This is a genomic window from Promicromonospora thailandica, from assembly GCF_024171955.1.
GTDB lineage: Bacteria > Actinomycetota > Actinomycetes > Actinomycetales > Cellulomonadaceae > Promicromonospora > Promicromonospora thailandica.
In genome coordinates this window covers 386,968-402,447 of the sequence record NZ_JAMTCS010000003.1, presented here as the reverse complement: position 1 = coordinate 402,447, position 15,480 = coordinate 386,968, and the positions used below count along the sequence as shown (strand labels likewise).

Sequence of the window (15,480 nt, the reverse complement as noted above, 5' to 3'; positions counted from 1 at the left end):
TGACTATCAAGCACACTGTTGAGTTCTCAAACAACCGACGCACACCGTCAGGAACACAATCTTTCCGACCGTTTCCCTGCCCGGGGCAGTTCCTCAAACCTACCAGGACCTTTCGGACTTTTCCAAATCCCCGCCGGCTCAGAGCCGGTGAGAACTATTCGAATGACCGAATGAATTCTGGTACCCATTTTCGCGTGGTCGAAACGAGGTTCCGACGATCTGCGAGGTAGGGGGCCTCTCGGCGGATCCCGGCGCGAGCCGTGCGATCCGTTCGGAGGCAACCTCTGCAACTTACCCTATCACGTTCTCCGGCGCAAGCATCCTGGTGAGGATCCATGGTCGGGGAGGCGATCTGACAAGCCCCCACCCAGTTCCGGGGCGCACTAGGCTACTACGAGAACTGGGTTGGTTTCCACCCCGGGACCGGCCAGTCGCGCTGCTCGCGCTTCCTGTCCGTGCCTCCCTGTCGGGCGAACGGATGGAACAGTACACAGCCCCCGGCCCGGACGCCAAATCGGCGGCGCACCGGTCACTCCACGGTGACCGACTTGGCGAGGTTCCGCGGCTTGTCGACGTCGTGCCCCAGCGTCAGGGCCGCGTGGTACGCCAGGAGCTGCAGCGGAACGGTGAGCAGCAGCGGGTCGAGCTCGCGCTCGTTCCTGGGCACGTCGATGCGCTCCGCGCGCAGCTCCCCCAGGTCCACGCCGGCGTGCGTCACGACCACCAGCGGCCCTCCGCGCGCATCGATCTCGTGGAGGGCGGCGACGTTGCGGTCGGTCAGCTCGTCGTCGGGCACCAGGGCCACGGTGGGCACCTCCGGCGAGACCAGCGCCAGCGGGCCGTGCTTGAGCTCCGACATCTGGTACGCCTCGGCGTGCCGGTAGCTGATCTCCTTGAACTTCTGCGCGCCCTCGCGCGCCACCGGGTAGCCCCGCACCCGCCCGACGAAGAACAGGCTCTCCGCGGTCGCGAGCGACGCGGCGGCCCGGGCGATCCGCTCCTCGTCGCCGAGCACCTGCTCGATCTGCGCCGGCAGGCTCTGCAGCCCGGCCACGAGCCTGCGCCCGTCGGCGACCGAGAGGTCCCGCACGCGACCGAGCTGGAGGGCGAGCAGCGCGAAACCCACGAACATCGTGGTGAGCGCCTTGGTGGAGGCGACGGCGATCTCCGGCCCCGCATGCAGGTAGATGCCGCCGTCGCAGGCGCGGGCGATCGCGGAGCCCACCACGTTGACGAGCCCGATGACCCGCCCGCCCTTGCGCCGGATCTCCTGCACGGCGAGCAGCGTGTCGATGGTCTCGCCCGACTGGCTCACGGCCACGTACAGCGTGTCGGGCTCGATGACCGGGTCGCGGTACCGGAACTCGCTCGCGGCCTCGGCGTCGGCGGGGATCCGCGCGAGCTCCTCGACCAGCGACGCGCCCATCTGGCCCACGTAGTACGCCGAGCCGCACCCGAGGATCTTGACCCGGCGCACGGCGCGCAGCTCGCGCGCGTCCATGTCGAGGCCGCCCAGGTGCGCGGTGGCGAACCGTTCGTCGAGGCGGCCGCGCAGCGCGCGCTCGACGCTCGCGGGCTGCTCCAGCATCTCGGTGTACATGCGCGGCCGGCCGTCGACGGGGCCGTGCTCGTAGGCGCTCGGGTCGACGTCGACCTCGCGCGCCGTGGTCTGCGTGCGCGTCAGGTCCCGGCGGAACGTCGTGAAGCCGGAGGCCGTGACGGTGGCCAGCTCGCCGTCCTCCAGGTGGGCCACGGTGGTGGTGTGACGCACGAGCGCGGCCAGGTCGGACGCGACGAACATCTCCTTGTCGCCCACGCCCACCAGCAGCGGGCTGCCGTTGCGGGCCACCACCACGCGGTCGGGGAAGTCGGCGTGCACCACGGCCAGTCCGTAGGTGCCCTCGACGACGTCCAGGGCCTCGATCACCCGGCCCTCGAGCGTGTCGGCGTCGGACAGCGCGACGAGGTGGGCGAAGACCTCCGAGTCGGTGTCGCTCGCGAGCGTCACGCCCTGCTCCACGAGGCGGGCGCGGAGCGCGGCGGCGTTGTCCACGATGCCGTTGTGCACGACCGCGACGGCGCCGCTCGCGTCGGTGTGCGGGTGCGCGTTGACGTCGGTGGCGGGGCCGTGCGTGGCCCAGCGCGTGTGGCCGATGCCCACGCGGCCCGGCATCCGGCGGGGCAGCACCTCGGCGAGGTCGCGCACCCGGCCGGCGCGCTTGGCCACCCGCACCTGGGAGCCGACGACGGCCACCCCTGCCGAGTCGTACCCCCGGTGCTCGAGGCGGCCGAGGGCCTCGACCAGCAGCGGGGCCGCGTTCTGCCCGCCGACGTAACCGACGATTCCGCACATGGTGCGCTCCTTCTCCGTGGGGGCCTGGGTCAGCCGTAGATCATCCGGCGCAGCTGCCGCTCGCTGAGGCGCGGAGCGGCCACCACCCGGTGCTCGAGCTCGGCGGCGATGCGCTCGAAGATCTCCGGGTTCCGTGCCCCGTGCACCTTCAGCTCCGCGTGCCGCCGTCGGACGACCTCCTCCACCGGGGTGGCGTAGTACGCCACGACGTCCCCGATCACGCGTGCCGCCTCGGCGGGCGTGAGCCCCGTGGTCGCCGTCACGTGGGCGACGAGGTCGGATGAGGTCCTCATGGCGACGATCGTGGCCCACCTGGCGAGCCCGCAGCAATTTCTTGCCCGAAATCGGGCAAGGACGACGTCCGGAGAGACGAAACCGGCGGCCGCCCGCTGGTGAGCGGGCGACCGCCGTCGCGTCCGGGGGAGGTCACTCCGAGGTGGCGACCGCCAGCGTCTTCTTGCCGCGGCGCAGCACCGCGTGCCGGCCGTGCAGCAGGTCCTCGGGCGCGAGCGCGGCGTCGTCGGACGTGACCTTCACGTTGTTGACGTACGCCCCGCCCTCGGCGATCGCGCGCCGTGCGGCGCCCTTGGACGCCACGAGGCCCGACCCCACCAGCAGGTCGGCGACGAGGTCGCCCGCCTTCGCCGTGACGCGCGGCAGCTCCGCCACCGCGCCGTCGAGCGTCCGGGCGTCGAGGTCGACGAGCGAGCCGCGGCCGAACAGGGCCTGGCTCGCCGCGATGACCGCGTCGGTCGCCGCGGCGCCGTGCACCAGGGTCGTGACGTCGCCCGCGAGCGCCTTCTGGGCCTCGCGCGCGAAGGGTCGTTCGGCCACCTCGCGCTCGAGCTCCGCGATCTCCTCCTGGCCGCGGAACGTGAACACCTTGAGATAGTTCACGACGTCGGCGTCGGCCTGGTTGAGCCAGAACTGGTAGAAGGCGTAGGGGCTGGTCATGTCGGGGTCGAGCCAGATGGACCCGCCCTCGGACTTGCCGAACTTGGTGCCGTCCGCCTTGGTGATCAGCGGCGTGGTGAGCGCGTGCGCGCCGACGCCCTCGGCCTTGCGGATCAGCTCGACGCCGGCCAGCAGGTTGCCCCACTGGTCGTTGCCGCCGAGCTGCAGCGTGATGCCGTGCCGCCGGTACAGCTCGCGGTAGTCCATGCCCTGGAGCACCTGGTAGCTGAACTCGGTGAAGCTGATGCCCTCGTCGGACGCGAGCCGGCGGGCCACGATGTCCTTGGACAGCATGGTGCCGAGGCGGAAGTGCTTGCCGATGTCGCGCAGGAACTCGATGGTGGACAGGGGCCCTGTCCAGTCGAGGTTGTTCACCATCCGCGCGGCGTTGTCGCCCTCGAAGGACAGGTGCGGCTCGATCTGGGCGCGGATGCGCTCGACCCACCCGGCGACGATCTCGGGCGAGTTGAGGGTGCGCTCGCCCGAGTCGCGCGGGTCGCCGATGAGTCCGGTGGCGCCGCCGACGAGCAGGTAGGGCCGGTGCCCGGCGTCCTGCAGGCGGCGGGCGGTGAGGATTTGCACCAGGTTGCCGATGTGGAGCGACGGGGCCGTCGGGTCGAAGCCCACGTAATAGTCCACGGTGCCCTCCGACAGCGCCGTACGCAGCGCGGCCTCGTCGGTGGACTGTGCCACCAGGCCTCGCCATTGCAGCTCGTCGAGAATGTGGGTCACCGTGGATGCTCCTTCTGCTGGGAAGACCGGTCGTCGTCGGTCGGGCGTTGCTCGGCGGGCGTGGCGGCCCGCACGTCATAGTCTGCCCGACGTCAGCGTGTCACTCGGTGCCGGCGCGCTCCCGGGCCTCGGGGGTGACGGGCGTGAACAGGTTCACGAGGGTGCCGTCCGGGTCGCGCACGAGCAGCGACCGGTTGCCCCACGGCATGGTCGCGGGCCCGCTCACGGTCTCGACGGTGTCGCCGAGCCGGGTGGCCGCGGCGTCGACGTCGTCGACGAGGAACTCCACGATGGCGGTGCGGTTGGCCGCCGGCTCGGCGGAGCCGGCGGCGAAGAGGGGGACGGTGCGGGTGCTGCCGACGGCGAGCGTGCCCCGGGCGGTGCGCAGCTCGGCGAACTCGGGCGACGGCCGGTCCGCGGTGACGCCCGTGACGTGCTCGTAGAACGCCGTCAGCCGGTCGACGTCGTCGGTGATGAGACGCACGGAGGCGAGGGTCGTGCGGTGCGTCGTCGTGGGGTGCATGGGTGATACCTCCTGGTTCGAGCCGCGGCCCCTCCGCGGCCTCGGCCAGTCTTCGCCGCCTCCGCGACACCCCTGTGTCGGTGTTTCCGGTGCGTCGGTGCGTGGACCGGGCTGCTCAGTCCAGGAGCGTCAGGGTGCGCAGGTCGCCCTCGGGTACCTGGACGTCCTCGGGTCGGACGGTGCGCCGCGGGGCACGCTCGCTGGTCGCGGTGACCCGGTCGACGCGGTCGAGGCGGAAGGCACGGATGCCGTCGCGCAGCCGGCACCAGGCCAGGAGGTACCAGGCGGTGGAGGACCCGACGAAGCCGAGCGGCTCGACGTCGCGCGTGGTCGCGGTGCCCGCGCGGTCGGTGTAGCGCAGGCGCAGCACGCGGCGGGCGGAGATCGCGTCCGCGAGCGCCGCCGGCACGGGTGCGGCCTGCGGGGGCGCGCCGAGCAGGTGCACGCGGGCGGCGAGCTCGTGGGCGGCGGTCTCGTCGTCGTCCCGCATGGCCGCGAGGATCTTGCGCAGCGCCGTGGCTCCCCCGCCCGCGAAGGGCGTCCCGGCCAGCCCGCCCAGGGCGACGGCGACGGCGACCGCCTCGTCGGGGCTGAAGTTGACGGGCGGCAGCGTGCGGGCGCGGTCGAGGCAGTAGCCGCCGGTCCGCCCCGGCTCGGCCCAGACGGGCACGCCGGTCTGCTGCAGCGCGCCGATGTCCCGCTCGATGGTGCGGCGGCTGACCTCGAAGCGGTCCGCGAGCCACGACGCGCTGCGCGGGCGCGGGGCGACGGCCCGCAGCTCCTCCACGATCGCGTAGAGGCGGTCGGTCCGGTTCACCCCGTGAGCCTATGCCGGGCGCACCATCACGATCGCGACGTCGTCGTCGGCCGTGCCGTCGAGCATTCCTGCCAGGGTCACCTCGACGAGGGAGCCCAGGTCCGCGTCGTGGGCCTGCGCGAGCACCGCGGCGAGCTGCCGCAGGCGGTCCCGCAGCCGGGTCTCCCGGGTCTCGATCAGCCCGTCGGTGTAGAGCACGAGGGTGTCCCCCGGGCCGAGCTCTGCGGTGTGGTCGCGGCGGGTCGCCTCCGGGTCCATGCCGAGCAGGAGGTCGTTGCGGATCTGGAGGATCTCGCACGTGCCGTCGGCCCGGACCAGGAGGGGCGGCGGGTGCCCGGCGCTCGACCAGCGCACGGTGCGGGTCGCGCTGCGCCCGTCCGGCCGGTCGACGTGCGCCACGAGGGCGGTCGCGGTCGCCGCGCTGCCCAGGCCCAGCCCCTCGATGGCCGCGTCCACGCGCTCCAGCACGCGCGCGGGCGTCGCCTGGCTGTCGTACCCGATGGCACGCACCAGGGCACGCAGCTGGCCCATCGCGACGGCGGCGCCCAGGTCGTGCCCGATCACGTCGCCGATGACCACCGTCGTGGCGCCGTCGCGCGTCTCGAACGCGTCGTACCAGTCGCCGCCGATGTCCCGCTCGACCGCGGCCGGCTGGTAGTGCACGACCACGTCGAGGTCGTCGATCTGCGGCGGCTCGCTCAGCACGGCCTGCTGCAGCGCGAGGGACACCTCGGTGGCCCGGTTGCGCTCCTCCTCCGAGCGCGCGGCCCGCAGCCGCAGCTCCTCGTCGTTGGCGCGACGGCGGACGGCGTCGCGCAGCGCAGAGGCCACCGACGTCGAGAGCACGGCCAGGAAGCGGGCGTAGTCCGCGTCCCACGGCCGCACCTCGGTGCCGCACAGCACGAGCACGGCGAGGATCCCCCGCCCGGTTCCGGAGCGGACGGGCTTGACCACCATGCCCGGCACGACCAGGCGCCGCCCCGAACGCAGCGCGCGCAGGACGAGGGCGAGCTCCCGCGGGTCCCGGGGCTCCCCGGTCTCCAGGAGGATCTTGGGGCCGCGGACGTCGTAGAACGCCGTGCGGGCGATGTCCGCGCTCTGCGCCAGCAGGCCCACGACCGGCAGCGCGAAGGCGCGCAGGCTCGTGAACGTCGTGGGCAGCGTCGCGTGCACCTCGCCGAGCACGGCCAGCCGCCGCTGGGTCACCACCTCGTGCGTGGTCTCGGTCGCGATGTCCAGCACGCCGGCGACCCGGCCGTCGTCGTCCAGGAGCGGGCTGTAGGAGAACGTGAAGTAGGTCTCCTCGTCGAACCCGGACCGGTTCATGAGCAGGTACATGTCGCGGCTCAGGGTCGACTCCCCCGTCCTGAGCACGTGGTCGAACAGCGGGCCGACGTCGTCCCAGATCTCCGACCACACGGTCCGCGCCGGCGCACCCAGCGCGCCCGCGCGCTTCTCGGTGCCGAGCATGTCCCGGTGGCCGTCGTTGTAGATCAGGGTCAGGTCCGGGCCCCAGACCAGCATGACGGGGAACTTGGTCGAGAAGCACATCCGGACGGCGTGGCGCAGCGCCTCGGGCCAGGTCTCCGGCGGGCCGAGCGGCGTCCGCTCCCACGCCACGGCGCGCGCCTCCCGGCCCACGGCGCTGAGCGCCGTCGCCTCCTCGAACCATGCCGCGCCCACATGTTCATGCTAACGAGGACCCGGCGCCCGACCGGAACGTGCAGCGCGGCGCGGGTGCGGGCCCGATGAGTTCGCGCGCCCGCCGTCGTCGGACGTGGCATGGATACCGAAAAAGGTCAGCGTCCCGCGGCCGCGTCAGGCAGGCTGGAACCATGAACGACGTCGACATGCCCGGCTGGAAGCGCAACGTCGGGCTGTTCCTGGCGGGCCAGACCATCTCCCTGTTCGGCTCGATGGTGGTCATGTACGCCGTGATGTGGCACCTGACCATCGAGACCCGCTCCGGCTCCGTGCTGATGCTCAGCATCGTGTTCGGCATGCTGCCGCAGGCGTTCGTGTCGATCTTCGGTGGCGTCTGGGCGGACCGGCACCACCGCAAGTTCCTCATCATGGGCTCCGACACCGTCATCGCCGTGGCCACGCTCGGTCTCGCGCTGCTCATGCTCAGCGGCGTCGACTCCCTGTGGGTCATCTACGCGGCCCTGGCCGTGCGCTCCGTCTTCGCGGGCATCCAGACGCCCGCCGTGAGCGCGATGATCCCCCAGATCGCCCCGGCCGACCAGCTCATGCGCGTCAACGGCATGTTCCAGTCCATCCAGTCGGGCATGATGCTGCTCGCGCCGGCCCTGGCCGCCGTCATCTACGCGTCGTTCGACATCGTGACCGTCTTCTTCGTGGACGTGGCCACCGCGCTGATCGGCGTCGGCATGCTCGCGCTGGTCGCCGTGCCGCGCCTGGTGCGGTCCGACGCGGGCGAGCCCGTCAGCTACTTCGGCGACCTCGCCGCGGGCGTCCGCTACATCGGCACGAACGCGCCGGTGCGCTGGCTCATCATCCTCTTCGCGCTCGTGATGTTCCTCGTGGGCGCGCCGAGCTACCTGACGCCGCTCATGGTCACCCGCACGTTCGGCGACGAGGTGTGGAAGCTGACCGCCAACGAGCTGTTCTGGGGCGGCGGCATGCTGCTCGGCGGCATCCTCATGGCCTCGGTCGGGCCGCGGATCACCCGGCGCGTGCGGCTCATGGTCGGCTCCGTGCTGGCCACGGGCGTGCTGGTCGCGGGCCTGGGCGTGTCCACCAACATGTGGGTGTTCTTCTCGATCGGCCTCGTCATCGGCGTCATGTTCGCCGCGCTCAACACGCCTGCGATGACGATCGTCCAGGAACGCGTCGAACCCGAGATGCAGGGCCGGGTCTTCGGGTTCGTGGGCATCGTCATGACCGTCGCGATGCCGCTGTCGATGGTCGTGTTCGGGCCGCTGGCCGACCGGTTCTCCGTCGAGGCCCTGCTGGTGCTCGCCGGCGTGCTGCTGGTCGTCGTGCTGGCCGCGATCCTCGCGTTCCCGGGGGCGCGGCGGTCGCTGGCGCAGGTGGACGCAGCGCCGGAGGGCGCAGCGCCGGAGCCCGTTGTGCCGCAGGACACAGCCGGCCTGCGCTGACCACGTGACAGGATCGGAGCCGTGAGCGCCCCGAAGATCTATGCCCTGCACGAGAACCCCGAGTGGTTCCCTCCGTTCGCCGAGGCCTTCGCGGCAGAGGGCGTGGAGTACGAGGAGTGGCTGCTGACCGACGGCGTGCTCGACCTCGACGAGACGCCGCCGGAGGGTGTCTTCTGGTCGCGCGTCTCGGCCAGCAGCCACACCCGTGAGCACGGCCTGACCAAGGACTACGCGCGTGCCGTGCTGTCCTGGCTGGAGGCGCACGGGCGGCGCACCGTCAACGGGCGGCGCGTGCTGGAGCTGGAGATGAGCAAGGTGGACCAGCTCACGGCGCTGCGGGCCGCGGGCATCGACACCCCGCGCACGGTGGCCGCCGTCGGGCGCGAGCAGGTGCTCAAGGCCGCGCAGGGCTTTCCCACGCCGTTCGTCACCAAGCACAACCAGGGCGGCAAGGGCCTGGGTGTGCGGCGGTTCGAGTCGTACGAGGACCTGGCCGAGCACGTGGCCTCGGACGAGTACGAGGAGCCGGTGGACGGCATCACGCTGATCCAGGAGTACGTCGTGGCGGCCGACGGCGGCATCACCCGCGTGGAGCTCGTCGGCGGCCGGATGGTGTACGCCGTGCGCGGTGACACCGAGCGCGGCGGGTTCCAGCTCTGCCCCGCCGACGCGTGCGCGATCGACCCCGAGACGGGCCGCCCGGTGCCACCGGTCGGCGCGACGATCTCGATGGCGCCGGACGACGACTGGAACCTGTTCTCCGAGCGCGCGGGCTACGACGACCCGGTGGTGGCGCAGTACCTCGCGTTCACCGAGAGGTACGGCATCGAGGTGGCCGGCATCGAGAACATCCGCACGGCCGACGGCCGCGTGCTCACGTACGACGTGAACACCAACACGAACTACAACAGCGAGGTGGAACGCTCCACGACGATCTCGGGCCCGCGCGAGATCGCCCGCCACCTGTCCCGCGTCCTGCGCGACACCTACCCGACCCGCTGAGTGCGGGATCTTCGCCCTTCTGGCACACGACAAAGGGCGAAGATCCAGCACTCAGCGAGCGGGCGGGCGGGTGGGTCAGGCGAAGGCGAAGATCGGGCCGAACGCGACGACGACGATCGCGGCCCAGAGCCCGTAGACCGGGAGGTACTGGGTCTGCCAGCGCTCGACGTCGGCGAACGGGCGCCGGCCGCGGGCGAACCCGAGGTTGAGCCAGGCCGCCCAGACCAGGTGCACCAGCAGCACGAGGTTGAGCCCGAGCGCGGCGACCTTGTTGGCCGTGAACCCGAACTCCGCGATGCGGGTGAGCATCGCCGTCAGCGCGACGGCGTCCACCGCGAGCGCCGCGCCCACCAGCACGAGCTGCAGCCAGTCGAAGATGCCCGCGGGGGCGAGCGGGTCGCGGGCCGAGATCGAGTACAGCAGCAGGAACAGCACCAGCACCAGGATCGCGTCCATGAGGATGAGCAGCTCGCGGTCCACTGCGGTGAGCGGGCCGTTGACCAGCAGCGCGACGAAGAGCGCGACGAGCATGACGATCGTCAGCGGCGTGAAGACCCGGGTGAGCACGGGCGCGATGTTCTCGACCACGTTCTTCTTGGCCTCGACGAGCCATGCGCCCACCAGGAGGGCGCCGGGCATGGCGAACGGGAGGAGCCACTCGCCGAGGAACGGCTCGAAGTCGACCCCGACCAGGCTGAGCGTGCCGAACGTGAGCCCGATGAGCAGGCCGCCGCCGAGGGCGATGAGGGCGAGGTAGATGATGAGCTCGCCGGTGAAGCGCACGAAGTCCATGCGGCGCGGGCCGGACCGCCAGGCGCCGCCCGCGTACACGACGCCGAGCAGCAGCCAGAGCACGACGGGCGTGTGGCTGATCGCGAGGAACCCGGTCATCCCGGGGTCGCCGTGGGGCCCCTCGACGAACGGGTAGAGGTTCACGACGAGCGCGAGCGCGGCGGTCGCCGCGAGCAGGACGGCGCTCACACCCCAGGGGACGCGGCGCTTCCACGCGAAGTAGCCGGCCAGGAACGGCAGGACGGCGAAGACGGCGTTGCGGACCAGCACCAGCTCGTCGGTGCCGGCGGCGTCGAGCAGGATCTTGACCCAGATGCCGGAGGCGACGGCGAGTGCCAGGACGACGCCGAGCTCGCGCCAGCGACCGTTCTCGCCGGCCTCCTCGGGCACCAGCACCAGCTGCTTCCAGAGCCGGCCGGAGTGCTCGCGGGCGAACTCGCGCGAGACCTCGTCGAGGTTGCCCATGCGCTTGACCGCGACGAGGAACGCCTCGTCGTCCTCGAGGCCGCTCGCGGTGAGGTCGGCCACCTGGCCGCGCAGGTGGTCCTCCATCTCGTCGACGTCGGCGGGCGTGATGGCACGGCGCCGCTGCACGTAGCCGCGCCACTGGTCGATCTGCTCCTCGAGCACCGCGTGCTCGGCGCCCTGCGGTGCCCGGGGTGTCTGCTCGCTCATCAGGCCCACCCCTCGGCGACGACGGGACCGGGCTGGACGTCCTGCCAGACCTGCTTGAGCGCGTCGGACACGACGGCCCACTGCCTGCGCCGCTCCGCGAGGGTCTCGCGGCCGGCAGGCGTGATCGCGTAGTGCTTGCGCCGCCGCCCGACGTCGGAGGTGCCCCACGTGGCCTGCACGTAGCCGAGCCGCTCGAGCCGGTGGAGCAGGGGGTAGAGCATGCCGTCGGTCCACTCCATGCGGCCGCCGGAGAGGTCGTTGACCCGCTTGAGGATCGCGTACCCGTACGACTCGCCGTCGGCGAGGATGCCGAGGACGAGCGGTGTGGCGGACGCCGCGACCAGGTCCTTGTCGATGTGCACCTGCACTCCTATGCCTAGTGCTGCTAGGGATGCCTACCCTAGCAGCACTAGGCATAGGAGACCTAGGCAGCCGCGTCAGGTCACCGGCGGCAGACGACGAGGCGGGGGCGCCGGGCGGTACACCGAGACCGTCGGCTCGTCGTCGAGCCAGAACCGCCACGGGAACAGGTCCGCGCGGCCGCCGTTGCCGCTCACGCCCACCCGGGGCCCGGCCAGCACGGTTGCCGGGGTCGCGGCAGGCATCACGGCCACCGCTCCGTCCGGGTCGGTGACGTCGGCGCCGTCGTCGGCCAGGTCGAGGCCGAGCGCGACGGTGAGCCGGGCGGGGCCCCGGGCCAGGTCCCGGTCGGTGCGCGCCACCCCGGAGGCCAGGCGCCGGTCGCGGGCGAGCGCGACGCCGCCGGTCACCTCGCCGGCCCGCAGCAGCACCGCCGCGCCCGTCCCAGCCGGGCCGCACACGACGTTGGCGCAGTGGTGCAGTCCAAGGTGCCGGTACACGTACAGGCGACCGGGCTCGCCGAACATGGTCTCGTTGCGGCGGGTCGGCCCGCGGAAGGCGTGCGACCCTGGGTCGTTCGCGCCGTCGTACGCCTCGACCTCGGTGATCCGGAGCGTGACGACGCCGTCGGACGTCCGCCGGACCAGCGTGGCGCCGAGCAGGTCGCGCGCGACCTCGATCACGGGCCGCCGGTAGAACGCGCGCCCACCCCCCTGCGGACCTGACGTGCTCTCCTCTGTCACGCCCCCCATTCTCGGGGGTCCCGCAGAGGTCCGCCGTCAGGTGAGGGCGCCGTGGCCGTCCAGGTGGAGGTCGGCGCGGGCGCGGGTGCGCTCGCGGGCGTAGTGCTCGGCCTCGTCGGCCATCCAGCGCAGCCAGTGCTCGCGGGCCGCGGCGCCGTCCCGCTCCAGGCCGCGGCGCAGCCGCTCGGCGTCGTCCGCCTCGACCCAGACGCGGAAGGCGCCCAGCGCGTCCACCTGGCGTGCGGCCGCGCCGCAGCCCTCGACCACGAGGTGGGCCGACGGCGGCACGTCGTGCCACTCGGCCCACGCACCCGCGACCCAGTCGTAGCGGCGGTACCGCACCTGCTCCCCCGCGGCCAGCGGGTCCAGCACCCAGCGGCGCAGGTTCGCGGCACCGCCGTCGGGGCCCGCCGCCCAGCCCTCGTAGAGGTCGTCCATGTGGACCACGGGCGCCTCCAGCGCGTCGCCGAGCTGCGCGGCGAGCGTCGTCTTGCCGGACCCGGCCGGCCCGTCGACGCACACCAGGCGCGCGTCGGCGGAGCGGATCCGGGCCAGCACCTCGCCCAGCACCCCTGGCGTGACGGTCATACCGCTCCCCTCATCGGCCCACCCAGTGATTGTGCCCGGAATCCGCGCGAGATCCGGGCACGATCGCTGGGTGGTCAGACCTCGCTCGGCTGGGCCCAGAACCGGTACTCGGTGGCGCGCTCCTTGGCGGCCTCGATCTGCTCCCGCACCCGCGCCGGGGCAGTGCCGCCGACACCGTCGCGGGACGCGAGCGAGCCCTCGACCGACAGCACCGTGCGGACCTCCGGCGTGAGGTGCGCGGAGATCGCGGCGAGGTCCTCGTCGGACAGGTCCCACAGCTCGATGCCGCGGGCCTCGCACACCTGCACGCAGGAGCCCGCCACCTCGTGCGCCACCCGGAACGGCACGCCCTGCCTGACCAGCCACTCGGCGATGTCGGTCGCGAGCGAGAAGCCCTGCGGTGCGAGCTCGGCCATGCGGTCGGTGTCGAACACCATGGTGCGGACCATGCCCGTGAAGGCCGGCAGCAGCACCGTCAGGGTCGCCACCTGGTCGAACACGGGTTCCTTGTCCTCCTGCAGGTCGCGGTTGTACGCGAGCGGGAGGCCCTTGAGCGTGGCGAGCAGGCCGGTGAGGTCGCCGATCACGCGCCCCGCCTTGCCGCGCGCGAGCTCGGCGATGTCCGGGTTCTTCTTCTGCGGCATGATCGAGGAGCCCGTCGAGTAGGCGTCGTCCAGCCGGACGAACCCGAACTCCTTCGTGTTCCAGAGGATGATCTCCTCCGCGATCCGGGACAGGTCCACCGCGATCATCGCGGCCACGAACGCGAACTCCGCGGCCACGTCGCGCGAGGCCGTGCCGTCGATCGAGTTCTCGACCGGCCCGCCCTCCAGGCCCAGGTCGGCGGCCACGGCCGCCGGGTCCAGGCCGAGCGACGACCCCGCGAGCGCGCCCGACCCGTAGGGCGACCTCGAGGCGCGCACGTCCCAGTCGAGGAACCGGTCCACGTCGCGCAGCAGGGGCCACGCGTGGGCCAGCAGGTGGTGCGCCAGCAGCACGGGCTGGGCGTGCTGCAGGTGGGTGCGCCCGGGCATCGGGGCCTCGCCCGCGGCGACGGCCTGCGCGATCAGCTCGTCCACCAGGTCGAGCACCTGGGTGCCGATGGTGCGGGCCTGGTCGCGCAGGTAGAGACGCACGAGCGTGGCGATCTGGTCGTTGCGGGACCGGCCGGCGCGCAGCTTGCCGCCCAGCTCCTCCCCCGCGCGCTCCAGCAGGCCGCGCTCCAGCGCGGTGTGCACGTCCTCGTCGTCGAGCACCGGGAGGAAGGCGCCCGAGGCGACGTCCTGCTCCAGCACCTCCAGCGCATCGATCATGCGCGCGAGCTCCGGCTCGGTGAGCAGGCCGGCGGCCGCCAGCACGCGGGCGTGGGCCTTGGACCCGGCGATGTCGTACGGCGCGAGCCGCCAGTCGAAGTGGGTCGACTGCGACAGCGCCGCGAGCTCCGGCGAGGGGCCGCCGGCGAACCGGCCGCCCCACAGGGCGACCTTCTCGCCGGACGGCGCCTGCGCCGCGCCCGTCGCGCGAGCGGCGACGTCCTTGCTGTCCTGCCCGCCGGCCTGCTCGCTCACAGCGCGCCCGCCGTGAGGTTCGCCGCGGTGCCCAGGTCCACGCCGTTGCCGAACTTCTCGTCGCGCGCGGCGGCGAGCTTGGCGGTCAGGCCGTAGATCTCGATGAAGCCGCGGGCCTGCGACTGGTCGAACGCATCGCCCTCGTCGTAGGTGGCGAGGTTGAAGTCGTACAGGGACTGCTCCGAGCGGCGCCCGGTCACGGTGGCCCGGCCGCCGTGCAGCACCATGCGGATCTCGCCGGAGACGTACTTCTGGGTGTCGTCCACGAAGACGTCCAGCGACTTCTTCAGCGGGGAGAACCACATGCCGTCGTACACCAGCTCGCTCCAGCGCTGCTCCACCTGGCGCTTGAACCGGGCCTGCTCGCGCTCGAGCGTGACGTTCTCCAGCTCCTGGTGCGCCGTGATCAGCGCGATGGCACCGGGCGCCTCGTAGATCTCGCGGGACTTGATGCCCACCAGGCGGTCCTCGACGATGTCGATGCGGCCGATGCCCTGGGCGCCGGCGCGGCGGTTCATCTCCTGGATGGCCTGCAGCGGCGTGACGGGCACGCCGTCGATCGCGACGGGGATGCCCTGCTCGAACGTGAGGATCACCTCGTCGGCCACGGGCGGGAACGTCGGGTCGTCCGTGTAGGAGTAGACGTCCTTGGTGGGCTCGTTCCAGATGTCCTCGAGGAAGCCGGTCTCCACGGCGCGGCCCCAGACGTTCTGGTCGATCGAGAACGGGTTCTTCTTGGTCGTGGCGATCGGCAGGCTGTTCCGCTCGGCGTAGTCGATCGCCTTCTCGCGGGTCAGGGCCAGGTCGCGCACCGGCGCGATGGACTTCAGGTCGGGCGCGAGCGACGTGGTGGCCACCTCGAACCGCACCTGGTCGTTGCCCTTGCCGGTGCAACCGTGCGCCACGGTGGAGGCGCCGAACTGGCGGGCCGCGCGCACCAGGTGCTTGACGATGACGGGGCGCGAGATGGCCGAGACCAGCGGGTAGCGGTCGAGGTACATGCCGTTGGCCCGCAGGGCCGGCATGCAGTACTCGGCCGCGAACTCGTCGCGCGCGTCGGCGATGTACGCCTCGACGGCGCCGCAGTCGAGCGCGCGCTGGCGGATGACGTTCATGTCCTCGCCGCCCTGGCCGACGTCGACGGCCACCGCGACCACCTCGGCCCCGGTGGCCTCGGCGATCCAGCCGATGGCGACGGAGGTGTCCAGGCCGCCCGAGTAGGCGAGCACGACGCGTTCAGTCATGATTGAC

At 72.3% G+C, this 15,480-nt stretch carries 14 protein-coding genes; 2 read left to right on the top strand and 12 right to left on the bottom strand.

Features of this window, described 5'->3' with window-relative positions; all coding sequences use genetic code 11:
* Nucleotides 1-529: 529 nt before the first annotated feature.
* The 6 genes from glmS to APR03_RS07090 all read right to left on the bottom strand — a co-directional run bounded on the left by glmS (nucleotide 530) and on the right by APR03_RS07090 (nucleotide 7,062).
* Nucleotides 530-2,353, bottom strand: a complete 1,824-nt coding sequence (gene glmS / locus APR03_RS07115) for a glutamine--fructose-6-phosphate transaminase (isomerizing) (protein WP_253834026.1) — start codon at nucleotides 2,351-2,353, stop codon at nucleotides 530-532.
* Nucleotides 2,354-2,382: 29 nt separating this feature from the next.
* Nucleotides 2,383-2,646 carry a hypothetical protein gene (locus APR03_RS07110; protein ID WP_253834025.1) on the bottom strand — a complete coding sequence of 88 codons (264 nt, stop codon included), beginning with the start codon at nucleotides 2,644-2,646 and terminating at the stop codon, nucleotides 2,383-2,385.
* A gap of 133 nt (nucleotides 2,647-2,779) precedes the next feature.
* The gene (tyrS, locus tag APR03_RS07105) at nucleotides 2,780-4,039 is read right to left on the bottom strand and encodes a tyrosine--tRNA ligase (RefSeq protein WP_253834024.1); all 1,260 of its coding nucleotides are present in this window, start codon (nucleotides 4,037-4,039) and stop codon (nucleotides 2,780-2,782) included.
* Between the two features lie 100 nt (nucleotides 4,040-4,139).
* Nucleotides 4,140-4,562: a VOC family protein gene (locus APR03_RS07100; protein ID WP_253834023.1), complete on the bottom strand. Its 423-nt coding sequence runs from the start codon at nucleotides 4,560-4,562 to the stop codon at nucleotides 4,140-4,142.
* A gap of 115 nt (nucleotides 4,563-4,677) precedes the next feature.
* Complete coding sequence (locus tag APR03_RS07095; RefSeq protein WP_253834022.1) at nucleotides 4,678-5,379, bottom strand: helix-turn-helix transcriptional regulator; 702 nt, start codon at nucleotides 5,377-5,379, stop codon at nucleotides 4,678-4,680.
* 9 nt (nucleotides 5,380-5,388) lie between these two features.
* Nucleotides 5,389-7,062, bottom strand: a complete 1,674-nt coding sequence (locus tag APR03_RS07090; RefSeq protein WP_253834021.1) for a PP2C family protein-serine/threonine phosphatase — start codon at nucleotides 7,060-7,062, stop codon at nucleotides 5,389-5,391.
* A gap of 152 nt (nucleotides 7,063-7,214) precedes the next feature.
* Between APR03_RS07090 and APR03_RS07085 the strand changes: the two genes are divergently transcribed.
* Both APR03_RS07085 and APR03_RS07080 read left to right on the top strand, forming a co-directional pair.
* On the top strand, nucleotides 7,215-8,501 hold the full coding sequence (locus tag APR03_RS07085) for an MFS transporter (protein ID WP_253834019.1): 1,287 nt from the start codon (nucleotides 7,215-7,217) through the stop codon (nucleotides 8,499-8,501).
* Nucleotides 8,502-8,522: 21 nt separating this feature from the next.
* On the top strand, nucleotides 8,523-9,503 hold the full coding sequence (locus tag APR03_RS07080; RefSeq protein WP_253834017.1) for an ATP-grasp domain-containing protein: 981 nt from the start codon (nucleotides 8,523-8,525) through the stop codon (nucleotides 9,501-9,503).
* 75 nt (nucleotides 9,504-9,578) lie between these two features.
* Here the strand turns inward: APR03_RS07080 and APR03_RS07075 are convergent, their stop codons facing one another.
* The 6 genes from APR03_RS07075 to APR03_RS07050 form a co-directional block, all read right to left on the bottom strand.
* Nucleotides 9,579-10,970: a permease prefix domain 1-containing protein gene (locus tag APR03_RS07075; RefSeq protein ID WP_253834015.1), complete on the bottom strand. Its 1,392-nt coding sequence runs from the start codon at nucleotides 10,968-10,970 to the stop codon at nucleotides 9,579-9,581.
* On the bottom strand, nucleotides 10,970-11,332 hold the full coding sequence (locus APR03_RS07070) for a PadR family transcriptional regulator (RefSeq protein WP_253834013.1): 363 nt from the start codon (nucleotides 11,330-11,332) through the stop codon (nucleotides 10,970-10,972). The genes APR03_RS07075 and APR03_RS07070 overlap by 1 nt, the downstream gene beginning before the upstream one ends.
* A 75-nt stretch (nucleotides 11,333-11,407) precedes the next feature.
* A complete protein-coding gene (locus tag APR03_RS07065; RefSeq protein ID WP_253834011.1) occupies nucleotides 11,408-12,073 on the bottom strand; it encodes a DNA-3-methyladenine glycosylase in 666 nt (221 codons plus the stop codon).
* A gap of 36 nt (nucleotides 12,074-12,109) precedes the next feature.
* Complete coding sequence (locus APR03_RS07060; protein WP_253834009.1) at nucleotides 12,110-12,661, bottom strand: uridine kinase family protein; 552 nt, start codon at nucleotides 12,659-12,661, stop codon at nucleotides 12,110-12,112.
* A 74-nt stretch (nucleotides 12,662-12,735) separates the two neighbouring features.
* The gene (argH, locus tag APR03_RS07055; protein WP_253834094.1) at nucleotides 12,736-14,139 is read right to left on the bottom strand and encodes an argininosuccinate lyase; all 1,404 of its coding nucleotides are present in this window, start codon (nucleotides 14,137-14,139) and stop codon (nucleotides 12,736-12,738) included.
* A gap of 86 nt (nucleotides 14,140-14,225) precedes the next feature.
* On the bottom strand, nucleotides 14,226-15,473 hold the full coding sequence (locus APR03_RS07050; protein ID WP_253834007.1) for an argininosuccinate synthase: 1,248 nt from the start codon (nucleotides 15,471-15,473) through the stop codon (nucleotides 14,226-14,228).
* Between the last annotated feature and the right edge of the window lie 7 nt (nucleotides 15,474-15,480).